The sequence below is a fragment of the uncultured Desulfobulbus sp. genome (genome assembly GCF_963662935.2).
Taxonomy (GTDB): domain Bacteria; phylum Desulfobacterota; class Desulfobulbia; order Desulfobulbales; family Desulfobulbaceae; genus Desulfobulbus.
The window spans coordinates 519,272-542,071 of the sequence record NZ_CAXXTL010000003.1 but is presented as its reverse complement, the minus strand read 5'-3'; the positions used below and the strand labels follow the sequence as shown (position 1 = coordinate 542,071).

At 53.3% G+C, this 22,800-nt stretch carries 15 protein-coding genes and 1 pseudogene; 10 read left to right on the top strand and 6 right to left on the bottom strand.

Annotated features, from left to right (window positions below):
- Positions 1–93 precede the first annotated feature (93 nt).
- From ACHZCX_RS21170 to ACHZCX_RS21155, 4 genes and pseudogenes are all read right to left on the bottom strand, one after another.
- Positions 94–609, bottom strand: a complete 516-nt coding sequence (locus ACHZCX_RS21170; protein WP_319589187.1) for an ATP-binding protein — start codon at positions 607–609, stop codon at positions 94–96.
- Positions 610–711: 102 nt separating this feature from the next.
- Positions 712–1,293, bottom strand: a pseudogene (locus ACHZCX_RS21165) (IS30 family transposase); the annotation flags it as partial.
- A 24-nt stretch (positions 1,294–1,317) separates the two neighbouring features.
- Positions 1,318–1,482: a hypothetical protein gene (locus ACHZCX_RS21160; protein WP_319589186.1), complete on the bottom strand. Its 165-nt coding sequence runs from the start codon at positions 1,480–1,482 to the stop codon at positions 1,318–1,320.
- Positions 1,483–1,572: 90 nt separating this feature from the next.
- Positions 1,573–2,514 carry an IS3 family transposase gene (locus ACHZCX_RS21155; protein WP_319585209.1) on the bottom strand — a complete coding sequence of 314 codons (942 nt, stop codon included), beginning with the start codon at positions 2,512–2,514 and terminating at the stop codon, positions 1,573–1,575.
- 134 nt (positions 2,515–2,648) lie between these two features.
- Between ACHZCX_RS21155 and ACHZCX_RS21150 the strand changes: the two genes are divergently transcribed.
- Positions 2,649–3,796, top strand: a protein-coding gene (locus tag ACHZCX_RS21150; protein WP_319585211.1) for an IS3 family transposase whose coding sequence is annotated in 2 segments (ribosomal slippage) — positions 2,649–2,907 and positions 2,907–3,796 — 1,149 coding nt in all. Because the reading frame shifts where the segments join, the coding sequence is not laid out codon by codon here.
- An 87-nt stretch (positions 3,797–3,883) separates the two neighbouring features.
- Here ACHZCX_RS21150 and ACHZCX_RS21145 read toward each other — a convergent pair.
- Entirely contained in the window at positions 3,884–4,192 is a 309-nt protein-coding gene (locus tag ACHZCX_RS21145) for a transposase (RefSeq protein ID WP_319589185.1), read from the bottom strand.
- A complete protein-coding gene (locus tag ACHZCX_RS21140; protein WP_319589184.1) occupies positions 4,161–4,427 on the bottom strand; it encodes a helix-turn-helix domain-containing protein in 267 nt (88 codons plus the stop codon). Before ACHZCX_RS21140 ends, ACHZCX_RS21145 begins: the two co-directional genes overlap by 32 nt.
- Before the next feature lie 138 nt (positions 4,428–4,565).
- Between ACHZCX_RS21140 and ACHZCX_RS21135 the strand changes: the two genes are divergently transcribed.
- From ACHZCX_RS21135 to ACHZCX_RS21095, 9 genes are all read left to right on the top strand, one after another.
- On the top strand, positions 4,566–5,984 hold the full coding sequence (locus ACHZCX_RS21135) for a sigma-54 dependent transcriptional regulator (protein ID WP_319589183.1): 1,419 nt from the start codon (positions 4,566–4,568) through the stop codon (positions 5,982–5,984).
- Positions 5,985–6,290: 306 nt separating this feature from the next.
- Positions 6,291–6,704, top strand: coding sequence for a hypothetical protein (locus tag ACHZCX_RS21130; RefSeq protein WP_319589182.1), 414 nt, complete (start codon positions 6,291–6,293; stop codon positions 6,702–6,704).
- 365 nt (positions 6,705–7,069) lie between these two features.
- Positions 7,070–8,776 carry a methyl-accepting chemotaxis protein gene (locus ACHZCX_RS21125; protein ID WP_319589181.1) on the top strand — a complete coding sequence of 569 codons (1,707 nt, stop codon included), beginning with the start codon at positions 7,070–7,072 and terminating at the stop codon, positions 8,774–8,776.
- A gap of 208 nt (positions 8,777–8,984) precedes the next feature.
- A complete protein-coding gene (locus ACHZCX_RS21120; RefSeq protein WP_319589180.1) occupies positions 8,985–11,762 on the top strand; it encodes a chemotaxis protein CheW in 2,778 nt (925 codons plus the stop codon).
- Positions 11,763–11,789: 27 nt separating this feature from the next.
- A complete protein-coding gene (locus ACHZCX_RS21115) occupies positions 11,790–12,257 on the top strand; it encodes a chemotaxis protein CheW (protein WP_319589179.1) in 468 nt (155 codons plus the stop codon).
- A 130-nt stretch (positions 12,258–12,387) separates the two neighbouring features.
- Positions 12,388–13,311, top strand: a complete 924-nt coding sequence (locus ACHZCX_RS21110) for a PhnD/SsuA/transferrin family substrate-binding protein (RefSeq protein WP_319589178.1) — start codon at positions 12,388–12,390, stop codon at positions 13,309–13,311.
- A complete protein-coding gene (locus ACHZCX_RS21105; RefSeq protein WP_319589177.1) occupies positions 13,308–17,468 on the top strand; it encodes a PAS domain S-box protein in 4,161 nt (1,386 codons plus the stop codon). The genes ACHZCX_RS21110 and ACHZCX_RS21105 overlap by 4 nt, the downstream gene beginning before the upstream one ends.
- Complete coding sequence (locus ACHZCX_RS21100; RefSeq protein ID WP_319589176.1) at positions 17,465–18,568, top strand: two-component system response regulator; 1,104 nt, start codon at positions 17,465–17,467, stop codon at positions 18,566–18,568. Before ACHZCX_RS21105 ends, ACHZCX_RS21100 begins: the two co-directional genes overlap by 4 nt.
- On the top strand, positions 18,471–22,256 hold the full coding sequence (locus ACHZCX_RS21095) for an ATP-binding protein (RefSeq protein ID WP_319589175.1): 3,786 nt from the start codon (positions 18,471–18,473) through the stop codon (positions 22,254–22,256). Before ACHZCX_RS21100 ends, ACHZCX_RS21095 begins: the two co-directional genes overlap by 98 nt.
- The last annotated feature ends 544 nt before the right edge of the window (positions 22,257–22,800 follow it).

Below are 22,800 nucleotides of genomic sequence, written 5' to 3'. Positions count from 1 at the left end.
GTTCTGGTAGTATCCTTCAGGGAAGGAGTGAGTGGTAAGAGAAGTGGAGGTGCAAAGAAGAATTATCTCTGTGGGCATATCGTCATTTTTTTCTTACACAGAGAGGGGTGTCGGCAGGTGGATGGAAAAAGTCGTACCTTGCCCTGGTATCGAGTTGAAATCAATCCGGCCGCCGTGCTTATTGACAACGATATCATGCGCTATGGCCAAGCCTTGTCCAGTCCCTTTGCCAACCTCCTTGGTCGTGAAGAATGGATCAAAAATGCGTGGCTGGATTTCTTCAGGGATACCACCACCATTATCGCTCATCTGGATTTCAACCCAGGTGGCTTTTTTGCGGGTAACAATGGTAATGCGGCCTAACACACCCTGCACATCTGATTTGTTATGGTCTTGAATTGCATGGGAGGCGTTAATGATCAGGTTAAGGACCACTTGATTCAACTGGTCTGAAAAACATGGCACCAGGGGCAGGTCAGGATCAAAATCGGTGATCATTTCAGCCACATATTTCCATTCGTTGCGGCACACTAAAATTGTATTTTCAAGGTCGCGGTTCAAGTCAGTGGCGACCTTGTCATTGCTGCTGGGATGACTGAATGCCTTCATTGCAGAAACTATTTGGACAACCCGATTAATGCCGTCATGGGTTTCCTTGAGGCTTTCTGGCAGTTCCTGCAGCAGGAAATCGAGATTAATGGTTTGGCGGATTCAACTCTGAAGTGCAACAACCATCGGCGGCTTAGTATAGTTCACTTTTGTCGCGAAGAATACCTCATGCGGCGAACGATATCCCAATACTTTTCGCGGTCGATGGTTGAGTCGGTCAACCGCTCGCTGCACCTGCTCCTCGCTGATATTGCTCAAGTCCATGCGCTTGGGGAAATACTGCCGCAAAAGACCGTTGCTGTTTTCGTTCAGGCCGCGCTCCCATGAGTGATAGGGATGGGCAAAATAGATCGAAGTCTGGAGCGCCGCTGCTATGCGTTCATGCCCAGCGAATTCTTTGCCGTTGTCGAAGGTGATGGTGTGACAACGGTCTTTGTGGGGCTCCAGTAAATGCGTTGTCACAGCGGTCACTCCATCGGCGTGCTTGCTGCGAATGTGGCCCGCCAGCACATAGCGGGTTTTCCGGTCTGCCAGGGTGACCAAGCCGCCTTTATGATTTTTGCCGATAACGGTGTCCCCTTCCCAATCGCCCACTCGGCTCTTTTGCTCTACAATTGCAGGACGTTCGTCAATACTGACACGGTTTTTCAGCACGCCGCGCCTTTCTTGCCCGCTTGCATACCGCTTGCGATGTGGTTTCTGGCTTCGTCAATGCTGGTGCAGGTCGCCGCCGTTTTTCTTGTCTGCATAGATGTGGCGATAGACGGTTTCGTGACTGATCGGCAAGCCGCCTTCCAAAGCAAGCCGATGTGCAACCTGTTCCGGACTGAAGTCCGCTCGGACCAACCGTTCGACATCAGCCCATTCATGCAAAGAGATACGCTTGCCATTGAGGCAGCTTCGTTTGCGTTCGTCACGAAACGACTGCGCCTGTTTTGTTCCGCCTCAGTTGGAAATGGACATTCAAGCTGTTTGCATTAAGGGGTTATGGGGAGCCGTATTATCTCCCCTTGGGGTGATTGGCCCGTAGGCACGAAGTCGTTTTTTCTTTCTCAGTTCCCGGGCTTTTTCCAGTTTTTTGTCTCGCTCTTTGAATATTTCCTGTTCTCTGCCGTTCAATTTGTCCATCGGCGCGATATATCCGATGGCGCTGTGCAACCTGACGTTGTTGTAGTGATGGATAAACCCTTCAACCATTCTTCGGGCATCGTCAAGGGAAAGCGGGACACCGGGACGAATACATTCCCCCTTGATGGTTGCGTGGAACCGTTCCAATTTGCCGTTGGACTGCGGATAATATGGCGATGTCCGCACATGCGTCATTCCCGAGATACGGATGAATTCTTTGAAATCCTTGGCAATAAATTGTGGCCCGTTATCTGAAATGATCCTTGGCCGGGCTTCGGGAAAGTGCTCCTTGGCGCGTTGCAGGATGATCTCCACATCCATTTCCGTCATCTGTTCCCTGATCTCCCAGTGGACAATGAAACGACTGCATCCATCGAGAATGCTGCACAAATAATAAAATGTGCCGCAGATGTTGATATAAGAAATGTCCACATGCCAATGGTCATGGGGCCTGAGCGGTTGCACAAAGCCGGTGCCCTTGAGGCTTTTCTTCCGGTTCCATTTCTGCAGCAACCCTGCCTGGCCTAGAACTCGCCAGGTGCTGCTGGGGCTGACGGCAACGATGTCCTGATCCAGTAGCATAAACGTCAACCGCCGATACCCCTCAAGGGAATTGTTGACAGCAAAATTGACGATCGCTGCCCGTTCCCAAGGTTCAAGCCAGAAATCCCGGGGGATCAGCCCATTATGTTCGTTGGCCTTGCCGTACCGCTTGATCCATGCATAAAACTTGCTCCTGGAAACGGCCAGCCAAGCGATGATCTCTTGCAGGGCCACTTCAGCTTTCTTGCTCCAATGCTTGCTGAAATCAACAACGGTATCACGTGTATCATGAGGAACCCTGAAGAGGTGCCGATTATTGAGACAGGTGTATAAGCAATGAACCAACCTATTTTGCAAGGAGAAGTTCAATGTCAAACCCACCTCATCGTCCACGTCACAGCGCAGAATTTAAGGCCACAGTAGCCCTGGCCGCACTGTCGGAGTCCAAGACTCTGGCTGAACTGGCTACTGAGTACCGGGTTCACCCGACCCAGATCACCCGCTGGAAGCAGGATCTGACCAAGAACGCTTCTGAGCTTTTTGGCAAGGGCAAGAAGAAAGAAGTCAACCATGAGGCCGAAGTGGCCGAGCTCCACCGTCAGATCGGCAAGCTCAAGGTTGAGAACGATTTTTTAGCCAATCTGCCCGGTCTGAACTTGGCCGGGCGCAGAAACAACAGGTGATCGCTATGGGACATCCTGAAGTTTCTGTTCAGCGTTGCTGCCAGCTTTTCGGACTGCCTCGTTCCAACTATTACCGCGGCCTTGGCTTCGGTCTACGTGTTGGTGATTTGGAACTGATGGCCCGGATAGACAAACTCTATATTGAGCACCCCTGGATGGGGAGCCGTTCCTTTGCTGATCACCTCACAACTCCCGAACTCGTGGTGGGAAGAGGTCGTGTCCGTCGCTTAATGCGGGTCATGGGCATCGAGTCTTTAGCTCCCAAGCCGGGCACCAGCAGGCGACAGCCGAAGCATCCGGTCTATCCCTATCTGCTCCGGGGAGTGACCATTGACAGGCCCGATCAGGTGTGGGCGACTGACATCACCTACATCCCTATGGCTCGGGGTTTCATGTACCTGATCGCGATCATGGATTGGGCCACCAGAAAGGTTCTCGCCTGGCGACTATCCAACACTCTGGACACCAGATTTTGCGTTGAGGCTTTGAAAGAGGCTCTCTTTAAATATGGCGCTCCTGAGATATTCAATACTGATCAGGGGTGCCAATTCACCAGCGAAGCGTTCACCTCAGTCCTCAAGGCCTGGAACGTCAAAATCAGCATGGACGGCAAAGGACGATTCAAGGACAATATCTTTATCGAGCGACTTTGGCGCACCCTGAAATACGAAAGGATCTACCTGAAGTCATACGAAACGGGAACTGAGCTTGTCAAGGATCTGACTTCCTGGTTCGGCTGGTATAATGAGAAAAGAAAACATTCGTCACTTGACAAGCAGACTCCAAATGAGGCTTATTCAAAACGAATCGAACAATTGAGCAAGGCAGCCTGAGGCCTGTAACTGTATAATAAAAGCAACATTGCTTATTTCACACCTCAGGATGTCTCACAAACCCCGACCACCTCACCCAGCTACCATTCAGAGCTCCCCAAGTTCTTTTTTTAACTGGATATGCTCCTCCAGTAACTCGGAAAGAACCTCGTGTTTCCGACGTAATTTATCTTCAAGCTGATGGATTCGTTGTTCTTGTACCTTCTTGGAGTCTTTGTTTTCTAGGGCAAAAGCAGCAGCTCCCTTTTCGAAAAACTGCTTTTGCCAACCGTAGAATGTATTCGGCTGCAGTTGGTATTCATCGCAGAGATCCGATACCGTTTCCCGGCCAACCAGGTGGCGCTTGAGGATGATTACCTTCTCTTCAGGGCTGTAGTTGTGACGTTTCTTTCGCATGGACTTTCCTCCGTTCATAATGGTTTATCATGAACAGCTCAAAAGTCCTATTCCCGTTGAACCAAGACAGTTTCGGACGCCAGCCGCGTTGGCCTTTGTTGCGGCTCAACTCCCTTGAAATCGTTGATTTGTTGACTCCAAGATAAAGAGCGATCTGGCTTTGATCCAAACCAGCTTGTTTCAATCCATAGATCTGGTATCGTTGCTCACTGGCGAGCTGCTTATAGGGCTTCATCGGTGCTCCTTTTACTTGGTCGTTTAAGTGGCTTCGATCTTAACGCAGCTCGCCACTTAAATCCTCTCACAAAAGTTGCACTTCAGAGTTGAATCCGCCTCTTTATGTACGCATATCTCGTCTTCTTTCTTGGAGTACATGATGCCGCTGTATCCTGCCAATCCAATCCTGATCATCGATGACAATGCGGTCTCGATCCGCATACTGACCACAGCTTTACGGTCGCAGGGGATCAATCACCTGGTTGAATGCCTGAATAGTCGAGACGCCGTGGTTTTGCTGGCGCAGGGGCAGCATGACCTAGTGCTGCTTGACCTCACCATGCCGGATGTGTCGGGCGAGGAGATTCTCAGCCTGATTGGCGAACACCATCCCGAATTACCGGTAATCGTCGTCACTGGGGTAGAGGATGTGGATACCGCTGTCCGCTGCCTGAAACAAGGCGCTATCGATTATATGGTTAAGCCTGTTGAAAGGAACCGGCTGATATCGGGAGTACGAAGAGCCGTTGAAATCAAGGAATTGCGCGATCAATCGCGTGTGCTCAATCAACATCTGCTCTTAGGCAGGCTACAGCAGCCGGAGGTATTTGCTGGCATTCTCACCAACAACAAGGCAATGCTCGCCATCTTCCAATATCTCGAATCCATTGCGGTTAGTCGTTTTCCAGTACTGGTCACTGGTGAAACAGGGGTAGGCAAGGAGCTGGTGGTGCAAGCCATTCATGCTATCAGCAAGGTGCGGGGACCTTTGGTCTCTGTCAATGTCGCTGGGCTTGATAATACGATCTTCTCCGACACCCTGTTTGGCCATGTCAAGGGCGCTTTTACTGGGGCAACGGAGCGACGGCAGGGGTTGATCGAAAAAGCTGCTAGCGGCACCCTGCATTTAGACGAAATTGGTGAACTGAGTCATGAGTCGCAGATAAAATTGCTGCGCTTGCTTCAAGAAGGAGAATTTCTGCCGATCGGTGCAGACACAATACGGATGGCTGATATCCGAGTGGTGGTATCGACCAATCTGAATCTCGCCATGCTGCAGAAAACCGGGCGATTCCGTAAAGATCTCTATTATCGCCTCTCTGTCCACCATATCCATGTGCCGCCGTTGCGTGAACGGCGCGATGACATTCCCTTGCTGCTCAAGCATTACATCGCTCAAACCGCAGAGGCACTTGCCAAGTCACCTCCCGTCCTCTCCGATGATGCCCTGTTCGCGTTGATCCACTATGATTACCCCGGCAACATCCGAGAATTGAAAACAATGATTCAAGACGCCGTCAGCCGCAACAGGACGGGTCGACTCACCCTGCAGCATTTTACCGGATGGTTTAGTGAACAGACTGCATCCTTCCAAGCCAGCACAAGCCAAGCATTGGCAACCGATGGCTGGTTGTCCGACAGGCAAACAGAATGCCTGCCCACCCTGGAACAGGCCACCAGGCAACTGGTGGTCGCTGCCCTGGAACGGTGCAATGCCAACCAATCGGAGGCTGCACGGGTTTTAGGTATTTCCCGTCAGCGCTTGGCTCGAATCCTCGAAAAACATCCCCACTGAACTCCCTTTCCCCTTGGCTGTACCATTGCAATGCACTGTTACGTTTTATAACAACTGATAAGTTTATAAACATATCATGATGTTGCTCTGAAACGTGCCTCTACCTGTTATAAAACGTAACAGATGAAATGGTGCCGCTATTTCTTTGAATCACCCCACTTTACCAAACGTTTTCAATGATTTGGCAGCGAGTGCTCTTCTGGCGCAGGTCTTGCTCAAGACGACCAGAATCACGGAGTTGGAAGAACACAACGCAGGACACCACTACGGAATGCCCCACCTGGTATTTTGCCATAAACAATGGCCATGAATACAGCACAATTTCTTCAGAGCAACAAGGCTTCAGATGATGCCATCGATATCATCGACGCCTTAGAAGAATCGTTGGAAATCTCTATAGCTGATATTGTCCTCAATCGAGTGTTCATAGAGCGGCATTTCTCTCACTATGGCCTGTATGTTCATGGCAACAAAAAAGAGTTTTTATTGATATTGAGATATCTGATCTTCAATTCCATAGAAGCGATGAAAGGTCTCGCACTTAAAGTGCTCAAGATCAGATCACAAACGAATCAAGACGCAACAAAAATTTTTATCAGCTTCAGGACAAGCAACTGTACCTCTGAACATTTGGGCCTCAACAAGTCCAACCGCTGTGTCCCCAGTAAAAAAAACGGCTACTGCCAGTGGCTAGAAATTACAGAGAACATCATCGCGTGACATGATGGTGCATTCAAGGTGCACGGTCAGTGGGGCAAAGGACTGAGTGCCACCATCGAGCTGCCTCTCATCAATGATGCCCACTAATTTTAATTTCAAACTGCCGCCTCCATAAAATTGGAACACCTATGATTGCTCGTTCATTGCCACACAATTCAGGCCCGGTAGCTCAGTTTTCATTGATTACCAATGGGAATCGGACAGGCCAAGGCGCTACAATTTCGTGGCAATATACGTATTTCTACCTATTGACTCACAAAGAGCTCGCCACCTACACTGAAAAAACCTAACCCTGAATCTCCAGCCTGTGGGTACTTTGAGAACCTAAGGGCACAATGCAACCAGTACAACAAGAGAGGAACTCGATGTTCAAAAACCTGAAATTGGCAACCAAAATACTGTTTTCGTTTGGCTTAGTGGCTGCCGTGGCCCTTTTAGTCGGCCTGGTGGGCGTGTACAGCTCCACCAATCTCTCCAAGGCCCTCAATTACATGGGGAAAAGCCGAGTGACCGACCTGCGTTCCTTGTCTATCCTCAATTACGAACGGATGGTCATCCGCGCGCAGACGCTTGAGGTGATCCTGACGCGGGAAAGGGATGACCGACAAGCGGCCCTAAGAGCCATTAAGGAGCAGCGGATGGCCAGTTGGCAGCGCACGGACAAGGTTTGGGAGCAGTTGCAAGCCATTCCTCGCAACAATGAACGGGGTAAGCAACTGATCGCCAAACTGAGTGAACGATACACGGCATGGCGGACTATCTACGTGGAATTGGACAGAGCAATCGACGGGCTTTTCGCCGCAGGGAATGGGGCACAGGTGGAGGGATATACTAGCTACCAGGAGGTAGTCCGCCGCATGGTTCCCTTATCGGAAGCCTACGGTCAGGCGCTTGAGGATTTGATCGCCAACAACACCACCACCACGGCCCGAATTATCGAAGAGAACACCCTCTCGGGACAGAGGTTTATTTGGGCTAGCGAGGTGATGATGATGGTCGGATTGGCACTCTCTGTTACTCTCGGTGGTCTCACCTCCCGGGCCATTACCCGTCCGCTGAAGGCGGCGGTTGCCGTGGCCGAGGAACTGAGCCGAGGTAACCTGACTGTCTCGGTCAAAGCTGAGAGCAACGACGAAATCGGACGACTTCTGGGCGCCATGGGTTCCATGGCAGCCAACCTGCGCACCATGTTCACCGAAATTGCCAAGGGCGTGGAAACCGTAGCTTCCTCCTCCAACGACATGGCGGCTGTGTCCAAACAGTTGTCAGCTGCGGCCAAGGAGACCTCTGATAAGTCGAGCTCGGTCGCCGCAGCCTCCGAGGAGATGACCGCAAATTTCCAGTCGGTATCCGCTGCCATGGAACAGTCCACCGCCAATGTCAATATGATCGCCTCCTCCACCGAGGAGATGACCGCCACAGTCAACGAGATCGCCGAAAGCGCCGAGAAGGCCCGGGGAATCGCCGAGGCGGCGGTGAAGCAGTCGCAGTCGACTTCTATCAAGATGACCGAGCTTGAGGAATCGGCCAGGAAGATCGGTCGGGTGACCGAGGCCATCACGGAAATCTCCGAGCAGACCAACCTGCTGGCGCTGAATGCCACCATAGAGGCGGCTCGGGCAGGCGAGGCGGGCAAGGGGTTTGCGGTGGTCGCCAATGAGATCAAGGAACTGGCACGGCAGACCGCAGCCGCCACCGTGGATATTAAGAACCAGATTGGCGATATGCAAAGCACCACCAACGCGACCATAGGGGATATCGCCCGCACCTCCGAGGTGATTGTCGAAATCAACATGGTGATCAACGCCATCGCCACGGCGGTGGAGGAGCAGTCGGCAGCCACCAGCGAGATTGCCGGCAACATCGCCCAGGCCTCGCAAGGCATAGCCGAGGTCAATGAGAATGTGGCCCAGTCGTCTATGGTGGTGAGCGACATCACTCGTGATATTGCCGGCATCAACCAGCAATCGGGCCAGGTGGGCGACGGCTCCGGTCAGGTGCAGGCGCGGGCCCAGGGACTGGCCGCCCTCGCCGTGCAGCTCGAACAACTGGTAGCAAAATTCACCATCTGATTTTTCGAGATGGCACCGATGCTCCCGGCCGGCAAGGCCGGGAGTTGCAACGCACCCCCCAGGACAGCCCTTTTTGCAGGTTTTGTCCCAGAGGTCAGCATAAGATTCAAACGAATTGAAACCACCGGCCATCATCGTCCAAACGGTCCAACCTGGCTCGGCAGTAATCCGGCCGGCGCGTTCCAGCAACCAACAGCAGGAACCTATCATGTCCCACGAAGATCAAGAAATCCTTCAGGTATTTATCGAAGAGTCGGTCGAACATCTAGCCGATATTGAAACTGATCTTCTGGCCATCGAAAAAGATGGCCAGAAGATCAATGAAGCGCGAGTCAACAAGGTATTCCGGGCAATCCACTCTATCAAGGGCGGTGCCGGATTTATGAACCTAAATACACTCCAGCATCTGGCCCATGATACCGAGAATGTTCTCGGCCTGGTGCGGCGGCGGAAACTGGCTCCCACATCAGCGGTGATCAACGCACTGCTCGTTGCAAGCGATCAGCTCATGCAGCTGCTGGTCAATGCCAGCATCAGCAACGAGGCGGACATCAGCGCTGCCCTAGCCGCACTCCAGGCCGTTGTCACCGGAGATCCGCTACCCTCTCCAGCAGCACAACAAGCCGATACTATAGCGGATTGTCCCGAACTCGAAGTTGCGCACACAGCCCCTGAAGTGGCGATAGTCAAAGCACCATCACCAGAGCCTGTCCAGCCTGAGATGGTTCCGGCAGAATCTGTTTTCGATACCGCTGACGAACCCCAGACGGTCAAGCAGGAAACCAGCATCCGGGTGTCGGTCAACCTGCTCGACCAATTGATGAACCTGGCCGGCGAGCTGGTGCTTTCCCGCAACCAATTGCTGCAGACCATCAGTTCCGGCCTGGTTCCTGAGGCCGAGGCTGTGGGCCAGCGCATCGATCTGGTGACTTCCGAACTGCAGGGAGCGATCATGTTGACCAGGATGCAGCCGGTAGGCAACGTGCTGGACAAGTTTCCCCGAGTAGTGCGTGACCTGGCCAAGAAACTGGGCAAGGAGGTCGAGCTGACCCTAGTCGGCACGGAGGTCGAGCTCGACAAAACCATCATCGAAGCAATCAGCGATCCCCTGACCCATCTGGTGCGCAACGCCGTCGATCATGGTATCGAGACGTCTGAAGAAAGGCGCGGCAAGGGGAAATCGATCACGGGCTCCTTACTGCTCAAGGCCTATCATGCCGCCGGTCAGGTGGTGATTGAAGTCACTGATGACGGTCGCGGTATCGCCGTCGATCAAGTCGCCACCACCGCCGTCGGCAGAGGGCTGATCGCCGCCGACCAGGCAAAGCTGATGTCGGCTAAGGAGAAAATCAACCTCATACTCCTCCCCGGATTTTCAACCGCTGCTCAGGTGTCCGACGTCTCCGGCCGAGGGGTGGGCATGGATGTAGTCAAGACCAATCTCGACCAGCTTGGCGGTACCCTCGACATTGATTCGCTGCCCGACAGAGGGACCCGGATTGCCATCAAGCTGCCGCTCACCTTGGCCATCATACCCAGCCAGATCATCATGACCGGCGACGAGCGGTATGCTATCCCTCAGGTGAATCTCGAAGAGCTGCTGCGCATCCCCGCCGCCCAGATCAAACAACGGATTGAACGGGTTGGTGATGCCGAGGTGGTCCGGCTGCGTGGCAACCTGCTTCCGCTGATCCGGATGGCCGAAGTCCTGGGGATTGAACCGACCTATTATAATGAAGCGGAAGAGCGCACCAGACCCGATCGCCGCCGCAACATCGCAGACCGGCGCTCACCGGTCTCGCCGCTGTTCGAACCCACAGCCACAAGTGCGAAAGCAGAGGAGGAGGGTGAACAGCGGCAACAAACCAGGGATCGGCGGCAGAGTACCTCCAGCGCACTTAATATTGTGGTGGTATCCAGCGGGGCGCTCAAATACGGCCTGATTGTTGACTGCCTGCTCGATTCCGAGGAAATCGTGATCAAACCTCTGGGCCGTCATCTCCAGGGATGCCAGGGCTATGCCGGGGCCACCATCATGGGTGATGGTCGCATCGCCCTGATCCTTGACATTGCCAATATCGCCCGCATGGCTGGCCTGACCTCGGTTGAAGGGTCACGACGCGCCGGTGAACTGGCCCAGGAAACGCATCTCGCCACCCAGGACCGTCAGGCTCTGCTCCTGTTCTGCGGCGCCGGTGAGGAACGATTTGCTGTTCCCTTGAGCCTGGTGGACCGGGTCGAGCGGATCAAACAGTTACAGATCGAACAGATCGGCGGTCGCCGGGTGCTGCAGTACCGTGGCGGCAGCCTGCCGCTGCTGAGCATCGACGAGGTGGCCTCGGTGTTGCCGCTGGCAGATCAGGAGAATCTGCTGGTGATCGTCTTCCACATCATGGGTAGGGAGGTTGGGCTACTCGCCAGTGGCCCGGTCGATGCCATTGAGGTGGCCACTGCCGTCGATGCGGTCACCCTCCGGCAGACCGGTATCATGGGATCGGCCATTATCGACGGTACCACCACGATGCTGGTCGATATCTTCGAACTGGTACAGACTATACATCCAGAATGGCTTGTGACCGAGGCTGAGGTCGGCGAGGGGGAGACAGCACCGGTGCTGCTGATCGTCGATGATTCCGAGTTTTTTCGCAGCCAGGTGCGGCACTATTTTGAGCAGGCGGGGTTTCAGGTCCTGGAGGCGATTGATGGCATCGATGCCTTGCAGGTCCTGGAGGCCCAGTATGAGTCCATCAGCATGGTGGTCACCGATATCGAAATGCCCAATATGGACGGTTTCGAGCTGACCCGCCGGATCAAAGGGTCTCGCCAATTCGGCCATCTGCCGGTGATTGCACTCTCCACCCTGGCCACCGAGGAGGATCAGGCCAGAGGTGAGGCCGCTGGTGTGGAGGAATATCACATCAAACTGGATCGCGAACGGCTGGTGGACTGTGTCTTCCGCTATACACGCACAGTAGTGGCCGCCTGAGCACTACCTTTTCAACAGAGAGCAACGATGACCGCACCACTTGTACACAATACTTTGACCGAACTGGCCACCTTTCAGGTTGGTGAGGCCCTTTGCGGTATGGAAATAAACCACATCCAGGAAATCATCCTCCTGCCCGAGTTCACCCGGGTGCCTCAGGCACCTACAGATGTGCTCGGTATTCTCAACCTGCGTGGCCAAATTGTTACGGTCATTGATCTGGCACGGCGCATGGGCTTGGGCACCACCGTGCCTACCGACCAGGCGCGGGTGATCATCGTTAACACCGCGGGCGGCAAGGCGGGCATCCTGGTGCATCGAATCAGCGACGTGGTCAGTGTCCATCTCAAGGAGGCTGAGCCGGCGCCGGCCAATCTACGAGGTATCCAGGGGCGCTACTTGACCGGGGTCTGCAAACAGGAAAAGGAATTGATCGGCCTGCTGCACCTTAACAGAGTGTTCGGCCATGAAGAAGGCAACGAACCGAAGGACTGAAAAATGAGCGCACCCATGGACAAGGCAACTTTGAAACCTGTATAATACAGTCTATTGCATCCTGAAAAAAGCAAGGACGCCCAGGGCAAAGAAGGGCGAGTGTAGTCCTGTGCACGTTGCAGGATGCTCCATGGCTAAACTTTTTACCAATGCATTGGAGACACTGATGCGCTTAACGTTGCCCCTGCATGCTGTTTTTCCCCGACTAATCACCTATCTTTTTGTCCTGCTGACGACCACCGCCTCCGTTGCGGCCACTGCGCAGACCGAAACTATTCGTTTTGCCCCTCTACCCATGGAAAATCGGGAAACGGTGGTCAAGCAGAATCGACCCATGGTCCTCTACTTGAAAAAGGCGCTTAATGTGAACATCGAGTTCGTCTTTACCGACAACTACGCCGACATCATCAAGTCCTTTGCCCAAGACAAAATCGACCTCGCCTACCTGGGGCCGCTGCCCTATGTCGAACTGCGGGCCAAGGACGACAAGGCTGAACCGCTGGTTCATTTCAACGAGGCTTCGGGTAAGCCGATGTACACCTGCGCCCTCGTTACCCTGGCCGACTCGCCGCTGAAGCTGCAGGGATTGAAGAATAGCAGAATTGGCCTGACCCAACCTCTCTCCACCTGTGGATATCTTTCGGTCAACGGCTTGTTGCAGGAACAGGGCAGCCGCCTGGAAGACAACCGCTACACTTACCTTGACAAACACGATGCCGTGGCCTTGGCCGTGGTGCGCGGTGAATTCGATGCCGGCGGCCTGAAAACCGCGATCGGTAAAAAGTACGGGCACCTGGGACTCAAAATTGTGGCCGAGACAGCACCCATGCCCTCCTTTGGCTTAGTGGCGAACCGGGCGACCATGTCCGCATCCACCATACAGGCCCTGCAGAACGCCCTGACCAAACTGGACCCCGCTGCCGATCAAGAGATGCTGGCCTCGTGGGGGGAGAATATCCGATACGGAGCAGTTGCCGCCTCGGACAAGGATTATGATGTGGTCCGCAAGTTCAAGGGCACTAGCGAAATCCCCGTCGCCAACAAGAATCAATGAGCCGCCAGCGTTGGAAGAAAATCGAAGACCGTTTCGGGTTTCCGGCCCTGGTATTCTGCTGCACCCTCAGCATTACCCTTTTTCTCTACACCAACTGGCAGCTCAAAGAAAAAAGCCACTTTTCAGAACATCAGGCTATTCTTGATACCGCCTACCGTGCCAGTGTGCAGATGTACCGCCTGGCCATGGAAGGGTTGTATGCCAATGCCCTGAACACGCCCCAAGCCCTCGAAATTCTGGAGCAGGGGATTGATGCCCAGGATGAGAGCCGCGACCTGGCACGGGGGCGGCTTTACCGGCTGCTCTACGGCTTCTACGACAGCATGCGGCGGCAAAATCTGCTGCAGCTGCAGTTTCACCTGGCCGATGGCACCAGCTTTCTCCGCTTTCATCAACCAGAACGATACGGTGATCAACTCTTCGACGTCCGTCCGGGTGTGCGAATCTGCAACGCCGAGCAGCGCGTCGTCCAGGGGCTGGAAAACGGTAAGACCGGTTCCGGCTTCCGCTATATTTTTCCTTTAAACCGTAACGGGCGTCATTTGGGCAGCGTTGAAGTAGGAGTGACGGTCAAATCCATCCTCGACGCCCTCAAAGACCTCGACCCCAAAAGGGAATATGCGTATGTGCTCAGTAAAGAATTGGCCGAGGCGCACCTCTTTTCCGAACAGAAATGGCTATACAGTCAGGCCGTCATTCATCCCAACTACCTCATCGAGGATGCCAATGCCGTTCTGCCCAACAGCCCGGCGCCCCTATCCAACGAGGCGAGGGAGCTCAACCGACAGCTGCACGGCCGGCCGGAGGTCCAACGTGCCATGCGTGACGGCCAGACGTTGACTGTCTCGGTAACGCTGCCGGATTCATCCTACACCGTCTCACTGCTGCCTATGCACGATGTCGGCCAGCGGCTATCAGGATATCTCATCACCTATTATAGGGATCCGCTGGTCGACAAGTTCCAGCAGGAATTCTTTTTCCTGGTCGCCTCTACCTTTGCCGCGCTGGTTCTGATCTTCGTCCTGGTTGGACGGCTGAGGGTGCGCACCCGTGCCCTGGCTGCTTCCAAGCAGGATCTGGAGACAACCCTCAATGCCCTGGCCGAGGGGGTCTATGTCCAGAATATCGAGGGCATCATCACCACGGTCAACTCGGCGTCCTGCAGCCTGCTCGGCTATACGCCGGAAGAAATGCTGGGCCAGGAGGCGCACGAACTTTTTCACCGGGACAGCGAACGGGGTAAAACACCCAAGACGGAATGCCCCTTCTATCGTCACATTCATAAGGGTAAACTATACGACGGCGAAGAGTTTTTTGAGGCCAAGGACGGCAAGATGCTCACCGTCGAGGTGGCCAGCCGCCCGATCATGCTCGACGGCCGTGTCGTCAGTTCGGTGACCGCTTTCCATGACATCACAGAACGCAAGAAGACTGAGGCTGCCCTGCACCGGAGTGAAGAGACCGGGCGCAAGCTGTCGATGGCCGTGGAACAAAGCCCTGCCAGCGTGGTTATCACCGACGCCGAGGGGACCATCGAATATGTCAATGCTAAATTTGTGCAACAATCCGGATATCTGATCGAGGAAGCGGTGGGGCAGAATCCAAGGATTTTCAAATCTGGCCTGATGCCGGATGAGGTCTACGTCGACTTGTGGACCACTATCAACGCAGGGAGCGAGTGGCGAGGCGAACTGCAAAACAGGCACAAGGACGGCTCCTTCTATTGGGAAGCGGTGTCCATTTCGCCCATCCGCAATACAGAGGGGGCTATCACCCATTTCATCGCCATCAAGGAAGACATCACCGAGCGTCGGCGCATGGAAGAACAACTGCGGGACAACGAAGGCATGCAGCGAACCCTTATGGAGAGCCTGCCGGTCGGCCTAGTGATCATCGACGCTAAGACCCGGATCATCGAGCAGATCAATCCCTTTGCCGCGACTTTGTTCGGCGCCGACCCGGAAGCCATCGTCGGCAACATCTGCCACCATTTCCTCTGCCCCGCCGACAGGCATTTCTGCCCCATCTCCGATCTAGGCCAGACCGTGGACAACTCGGACCGGATCATGATCGGCGCTAGCGGAGTCCGCATCCCGGTGCTCAAGACGGTGCGCACAGTCAGCATCAAGGGGCAGCTCAAGCTGCTGGAATGCTTCGTTGATATCCGAGAACGCAAGAAGGCGGAGGATTCTCTGCTGGCAGCGAACGAGCAGCTCGAATCAGCCATAGATCGGGCGGAACTGCTGGCCAAAGAGGCCGAAACCGCCAACCAGGCCAAAAGCATCTTTCTCGCCAACATGAGCCATGAAATCCGAACGCCCATGAATGCGGTCCTTGGCATGCTCCATCTAGCGCTGCGAACCGAAATGACCTGCCAGCAGCGCGGTTTCCTCAGCAAGGCGGAAATCTCGGCCAAAAACCTGCTTCGCATTCTTAACGAGATTCTCGATTTTTCCAAGATCGAGGCCGGATATCTACACATGGAGAAGATGCCGTTTTCCCTGCATGAGGTCCTTGACAATCTGATCACGGTCATTGTCGACCGAATCCGGGACAAACCTATCGACCTCACTGTGGGCGTCGAGCCGGATGTGCCGGCCTTGCTGGTGGGCGATCCGTTGCGGCTGGGGCAAGTGCTGATTAATCTAGCTGGGAATGCAACCAAATTTACCGATCAGGGCGAAATTCGGGTGCAGGTTCGGCTCGTGGAGCCCGTCGTGGAGCAGCGGGCACGGCTCCGGTTCGACATAGTCGATACCGGCATCGGCCTAGCACCGGAGCATCTCGAAAACTTGTTCACGCCGTTTACCCAGGCCGATCTCTCCACCACCCGCCAATTTGGTGGGACCGGCCTTGGGCTGTCCATCTCCCAGCGGCTGGTGCAGCAGATGGGTGGAGATATAAGCGTGGAAAGCTCACTGGGCCGGGGGAGTTTTTTTTCCTTTGAGGCCCTGTTCGAGGTGGACGCATCTCAGAAAGAAGTAGTGTTTGCAGTGGACGCCCCGTGCCGACGGGCCCTGATTGTCGACGGGCACGCCCCGTCCCGCAAAGCCCTACGCGACTATCTGCAATCCCTCGGCGTGACGGCCGATGAAGCGGCCACCAGAGCAGAAGGTCGTGCCCTGCTGGAAGAGGCTGCTTCTTGTCAGGTACCCTTTGATCTGCTCTTCCTTGCCGGGGACACGACGGCCACGCAAGATACTGATGTGCTCAGCTTCCTTACGGAAGATCAGCCATATCGTACCAAGCCCGCCGTAGTGCTGCTGATACCATTGCAGTACAGCAACGCCTTGAAGGCGAATGTGTACGACGATGTGGCTGCCATCTTGCACAAGCCCGTCAGTCTTCAAACCCTCTCTGCATTGCTGCGGGGCATGGCATGCGAGCCGCTTGAGCAACCGCAACAGCATGTGAGGCAGGCCGTGACCCCTGTTGCGGAGTGGCAGTTTGCCGGCGGTCGAGTGCTGCTGGTGGAGGATAATGAATTCAACCGGTTGGTCGCCGTCGGTGTTCTTGAAAATGCAGGTCTGGAGGTGCTACTTGCTGGCAACGGAGAGGAAGCAGTGCGAATGGTGGTGGAGGAACAGGTGGACGCCATCCTCATGGACATCCAGATGCCGGTTATGGACGGCATCGAGGCGACCCGGCGCATCCGGCAAATGCCTGGCTGTGAAAAACTGCCGATCATCGCCATGACTGCCTACGCCACCAAGGAAGAGCAGGCAGGGATGTTGGCCGTCGGCATGGATGCCCATGTGGCCAAACCCATCGATCTGGAGCAACTGTTCGCGACTTTAGGCCGATGGCTGTGGCAGAAAAGTGGAAGAGGCATCTTGAGCCATCAGGCCCATGGTACCACCGCACCCGAAGGCGTCACTACTGCAAACACCAGTACCGAGCCGGTAGCCGCCTCTAAGACTTCGGATTTCGACGTTATTCTGAAGGAAGTCGAGTTGCTGCTTTCCGCTCTCCGCTTCTGCAAACCCAAACTCTGCACAGCCTCTCTTGAACGATTGCGCCAGATGGAACTGCCTGAGTTTGTGCTGGCTGCCATAGGCAAAATAGACGGACTCATCAATCATTATGCGTTTGCCCGGGCGCAGGATGTGGCGGAATCTGTGCGTACTGCGGTGATCACCATGCAAGAGGGCCAATGAACATCCTGCCGACGTGCGCCATCCTGGCGGTGGACGACACCAAGTATAATTTGGATTTACTGGTCGACGCCTTGGGTGATCAATACGATCTCTCCGTCGCTATGAGCGGCACAACCGCCCTGCAACTGGCGACAGAAACACCGCCCGACCTGATCCTGCTCGATGTCATGATGCCGGGGATGGATGGATTTGAGGTGCTGCGCCGGTTGAAGGCCAATGCAATCACCCGTGAGATTCCGGTTATCTTTCTGACAGCACTCTCTGAGATCGGAGACAAGGCCAAGGGGTTTGAGCTGGGTGCGGTGGATTACATCACCAAACCGTTTCAGATCGAGGAGGTGTTTGCCCGCGTCAACACTCATCTCAAACTACGTCAGGCCCAGAATTCGCTCAAACAGTTCAACGGCAGACTGCAGGAAATGGTAGCCAAGCAGGTCGAGGAGATCGCCCAGTCCCAACAGGCGATGATATTCGCCCTGGCCAAGCTCAGTCACACCCGGGATGATGATACGGGCCTGCATCTGGAGCGGGTTCAGCATTTATGCAGGATACTCGCCACGGAACTCTCTGGAAGCGCTCCGTTCAGCGCAGAAATCACTTCGCAATTCATCGACGCTATCTACCACGCCAGCCCTTTGCATGATGTGGGCAAAGTAGGGATTGCCGATTCGATTTTGCTCAAGCCTGGCAAACTGAGCGACGAGGAATTCGTGGTCATGAAAACCCACACTACCATAGGTGCCACGACATTGGAGTCGGTGCACAGGCAGTATCCACACAACGCCTTCATTGAAATGGGAATCGATATTGCCAGATATCATCATGAGAAATGGGACGGCAACGGCTATCCCGATCGACTTGCCGGTGAAGCTATTCCCCTGAGCGCCCGAGTCATGGCGCTGGTGGACGTATACGATGCCCTTCGGGCCCGCAGGCCCTATAAGGAACCCTTTTCCCATGAACGGGCCATAACAATCATCGGTGAAGAGAGCGGTCGTATTTTTGATCCACGTATTGTCCAGGCTTTTTGTTCGGTACAGAAACAGTTTGATACGGTGTGTCAGCACCTGGCCGATTCCTCCTGGTTTACATCATCCTAAAGCCGTAAGAATTAAATTCGACGATCCAGGGGCAAGTGATAAATTTCCTCTAAAGTTAACGATTACCAATCGTCAGTTTTCAGGGGGTCGCAAAAGAGGCATCGTTTCTCCTGCGTTGTGGACGAAGCCGAAAAGCACAGAGCGACCTTGGAGACTTCGACACGACAGGTTAGGCTCAACAATCATGGCAGAAAGTAAAAAAATGCAAGACAGTAAAAAGATACCATCTTTGGTCGCTCCTGAATCCAACCGACCATTTTTTTGCGGAATTAGGGAGAAGTTGATCGCGATCTTTGTCGTAATTAAGGTGCTGCCATTGATTGCACTGGCAATCTTCGCGGCTAGACAAATCGACGACCTGGGCAATACCTTCAAGGACAAATCAAACGAAATAGTGGCTGACACTAAAAACTTGGTCAGCGAAACAGGAACCTTGGCTGTCGAAAGCTCAATTGCCGCGCTCGATCTCAAATCAAGGGAGAACATTGAACAGCTTACCACGGATATTGCCGACGCAGTCGCCGATTTTCTCTACGCCAGAGACAATGATATTCGTCAAGCTGCAGATCTACCTGTCAGTGAAAGCTCTTATAGAAAATTCCTTTCTCTCCATGAGAAAGAGGTGGTGTACCATCAGGATTGGGTGCTCAGTGCAGATGGTTCTAGATGGACGCCAAAAAATCAGAAACAAGAGCAGTATCAAGAAGTTACCCCAGGATCAGCCGACAACAATAAAGATTTCCACTACAATCCACCCCATCGGATCGGCCCGACCAAGGTGCAGCCTCTCTACCACGAGATGACCTTTGTCGGTCTCGACGGTCAGGAGCAGTTGAAAATTTCGGCAACCGACCTGCTCAAACGCGGCCTGCGCAACATTTCCCAAAAAGATAATACCTGGTGCAAGGCGGAAAACTACTTTGCCGAACTAGCCAAGTTGCAACCAGGTGAAATCTATGTCTCCAGGGTGATCGGCGAATATATACCATCTCCGATCATCGGCAACTTCACGCCCGGCCAAGCAGAAAAAATGGGGATTCCTTTTGCTCCTGAAAACGCAGGATATGCAGGCAAAGAAAACCCCGTGGGTAAACGTTTTCAGGGCATCATCCGCTGGGCCGCTCCGGTCTTTAAAGATAAGAAAAAAATTGGGTATGTCACCCTGGCGCTTGACCATAGCCATATCATGGAATTTACTGATCATGTTGTTCCCACCGCCGAACATTATTCTGATATTTCCGATGCCGGCGTAGGCAACTATGCCTTCATGTGGGATGACCAGGGCCGTAACATTTCCCATCCCAGGGACTATTTCATCGTCGGTTTTGATCCGCAAACTGGTGAACAGGCAGTTCCCTGGCTTAGTGCTGAACTTTTTGGGCTGTGGCAGTCCTCAAACGGTTCATTTACTGAATTCGAGCGGGCGGCACCTCGTTTCAATGACCAGAAACTGGAGAAAAAGCCGGAAGCTTCCCTGACCAAGGCGGGCATGGTGGGTCTGGACTGCCGCTACCTCAATTTCGCGCCGCAGTGCGCCGGCTGGTACAATCTCACCCAGTACGGAGGTTCCGGTTCTTTTCTCATCAGTTGGAGCAACCTGTGGAAACTAACGACAGCTGCCTCCATCCCTTACCACTCCGGTATCTACAAAAACAGCCCCAGAGGTTTTGGATTTGTAACTATTGGTGCCAATGTTGACGAATTCCATAGTTCAGCCAATACAACGGCTGCTCAGATAAAAACCATCACCCAGGAATATGAAACCGAACTTGAATCGAAACGCCACGACACGCTGGCAACCATTGAAATGCGATTAAGGACGACCATTGCCAACCTTTCCATTTCCACCGGAATCATGATCATCTTGGTCATTGTCATTGCCATCTGGATGGCTGCAACTTTGACCGGCAAGATCACCGTCATTATCCAGGCCATCAAAAGAATTACCTCTGGTCAGTTCGAATCGCACCTTGAGGAGGCAAGCAGCGACGAATTGGGACAACTTGCACAGGCACTCAATGATATGTCCGATCAACTCCAAAAATCCATGTTTGAAATTCAAACAGCCAGGGAGCAGGCGGAGAGATCAGATCAATCCAAGAGCCTTTTTCTAGCTAACATGTCCCATGAAATCAGGACGCCAATGAATGCCATCCTCGGCATGACAGAGCTTGCGATGCGTGCCAGGTCGGATGACAAACGGCTAAACCTGATGAAAACAGTGATGCATTCCGCCGAAAGTCTGCTCAGCCTGCTTGATGACATTCTCGATTATTCCAAGATGGAGGCGGGGCAGTTGCACCTGAACGAGGCGCCTTTTGATCTGATCCGACTGCTCGAAGGCATCGTGTCGACTATGAACTTACCGGCGGTGGAAAAAGGACTGCAACTAAGCATCAAGTTCGACGATCAGTTTCCGCGGACCTTTATTGGCGATGATCTCCGGCTTAGACAAATCCTGCTTAATCTGGTTGGTAATGCTATTAAATTCACCGCTGCAGGTAGTGTGACCATCAGTGTAGATCAAAACGAAGCATTCACAGATGGTAAACCGATTGGCGTACATTTCGTCGTTGCCGACACCGGCATCGGTATCCCTCCCGAAAAACTCTCTTTGATCTTCGAGAGTTTCGAGCAGGCCGACAGCTCTTATACTCGACAATACGGAGGTACCGGCCTAGGGCTCTCCATCTGCAGGCAGTTGGTCAGCCTAATGGGCGGCAAAATATGGGTCGAAAGTCAGATGCAGCATGGCAGCGCCTTTCATTTTACAATTCCCATGCAGCCCTGCGCAGCAGAGGTGCTGCCTAATGAGTCCACATTGAAAGCCCAACAACGACCCGCGATTAAGGGTCTGTGCATTTTGGTGGTCGACGATAATGAGGTCAACCGCGACGTCGCTAGTATGACACTGGCAGAGGATCATGCGGTGACCACTGCCTGTAACGGTTTAGAGGCCCTAACCGCCCTTGCCGTAAGAAATTTTGATGTAGTACTTATGGATGTGCAGATGCCTCTGATGGATGGTCTCACCGCCGCTAAAATAATTAGAGAGGCTGAAGCAGGAAAATCAATCATAGTTGACTTGCCGGGCAATACCAACACCATGCTTACCCGAAAACTGAGCGGCAAACATCTGCCAATAGTAGCGATGACGGCCCATGCCATGGAGAGAGACCGTGATATGTGTCTGGCCGCAGGTATGGATGCTTACGTCACGAAACCGTTCTTGCCCAGTGAACTGGTCGATGTGCTCATGAGCGTGCTTGCCGATTATCCTATTCCTAATAAGAAACAAACTGAGCCATTGGATAACTCTGATGCCCTCCCAACGCAGACACTGCCGCCGCAACCCACCCTCGAGGAAGTGAGGGTCTACCTGGAGGCCACGACTTTGCTCACTCCCGCAATGGTCGATAAAATCCTCCAGACCGCCAAAGTAAGCATTATCACACAGCTCGATTCAATGGTCGAGGCACGGAGCAACAAGGATTACCCGATGCTCACCAGGGCCGCCCATACTCTTAAGGGAACGTTGCTGCAATGCGGATTGGCCGATTGGGCAGCAAAAGCGCAGCAAATTTATGATGGCATTAAGAACCAGCGGGAATTGCCGCTAGTCGAGAAACTGGAGGAGTTGCGACAAGGCATGAGCAAGCTGCTTGATAAGCAGGAGTCATTGCCCTAAAAATTTTGGAAATCTTGAAATTTAGTTCAGTAAGCCCCGGTAGCACTCACCGGCACATTTTTTTACGAAAATCATGCTTTTCTGACAGTTAATCCTATCGGTTTTGTGCCGTTACACGTTGTGGCCATGCGCTCGATCGCGTTCTTTAGCCATTTTGCCTCTTTCTGGGCGCACTTATGGCTCTGTGGAAGAACATCTCGACCACCATTTCGGCTTCAATCCAGCAAGCAATCCAACAATTCGCCTAGAATCCGGCGATAATTAATGACCCTGAACTTGAAAATAAAAAAGGCGACCATTTCTGGTCGCCTTTTTTATTTTAAGGGCTTGCCTTTCGATATGTCAAAAAATGTCAAATTTGTTTTTTACTTATATGCTGCAACTACTTGTTTTAATTGGCTGGGGGACAAGGATTCGAACCTTGATAAGCGGAGTCAGAGTCCGACTTATACCATTTAAAGTCAATACGCTTTCACTGATAACTACAATAAAATCAAATTATTAGCCAGCGTCGTGTTGTTGATGACTGTTGTTCATTGCAGGC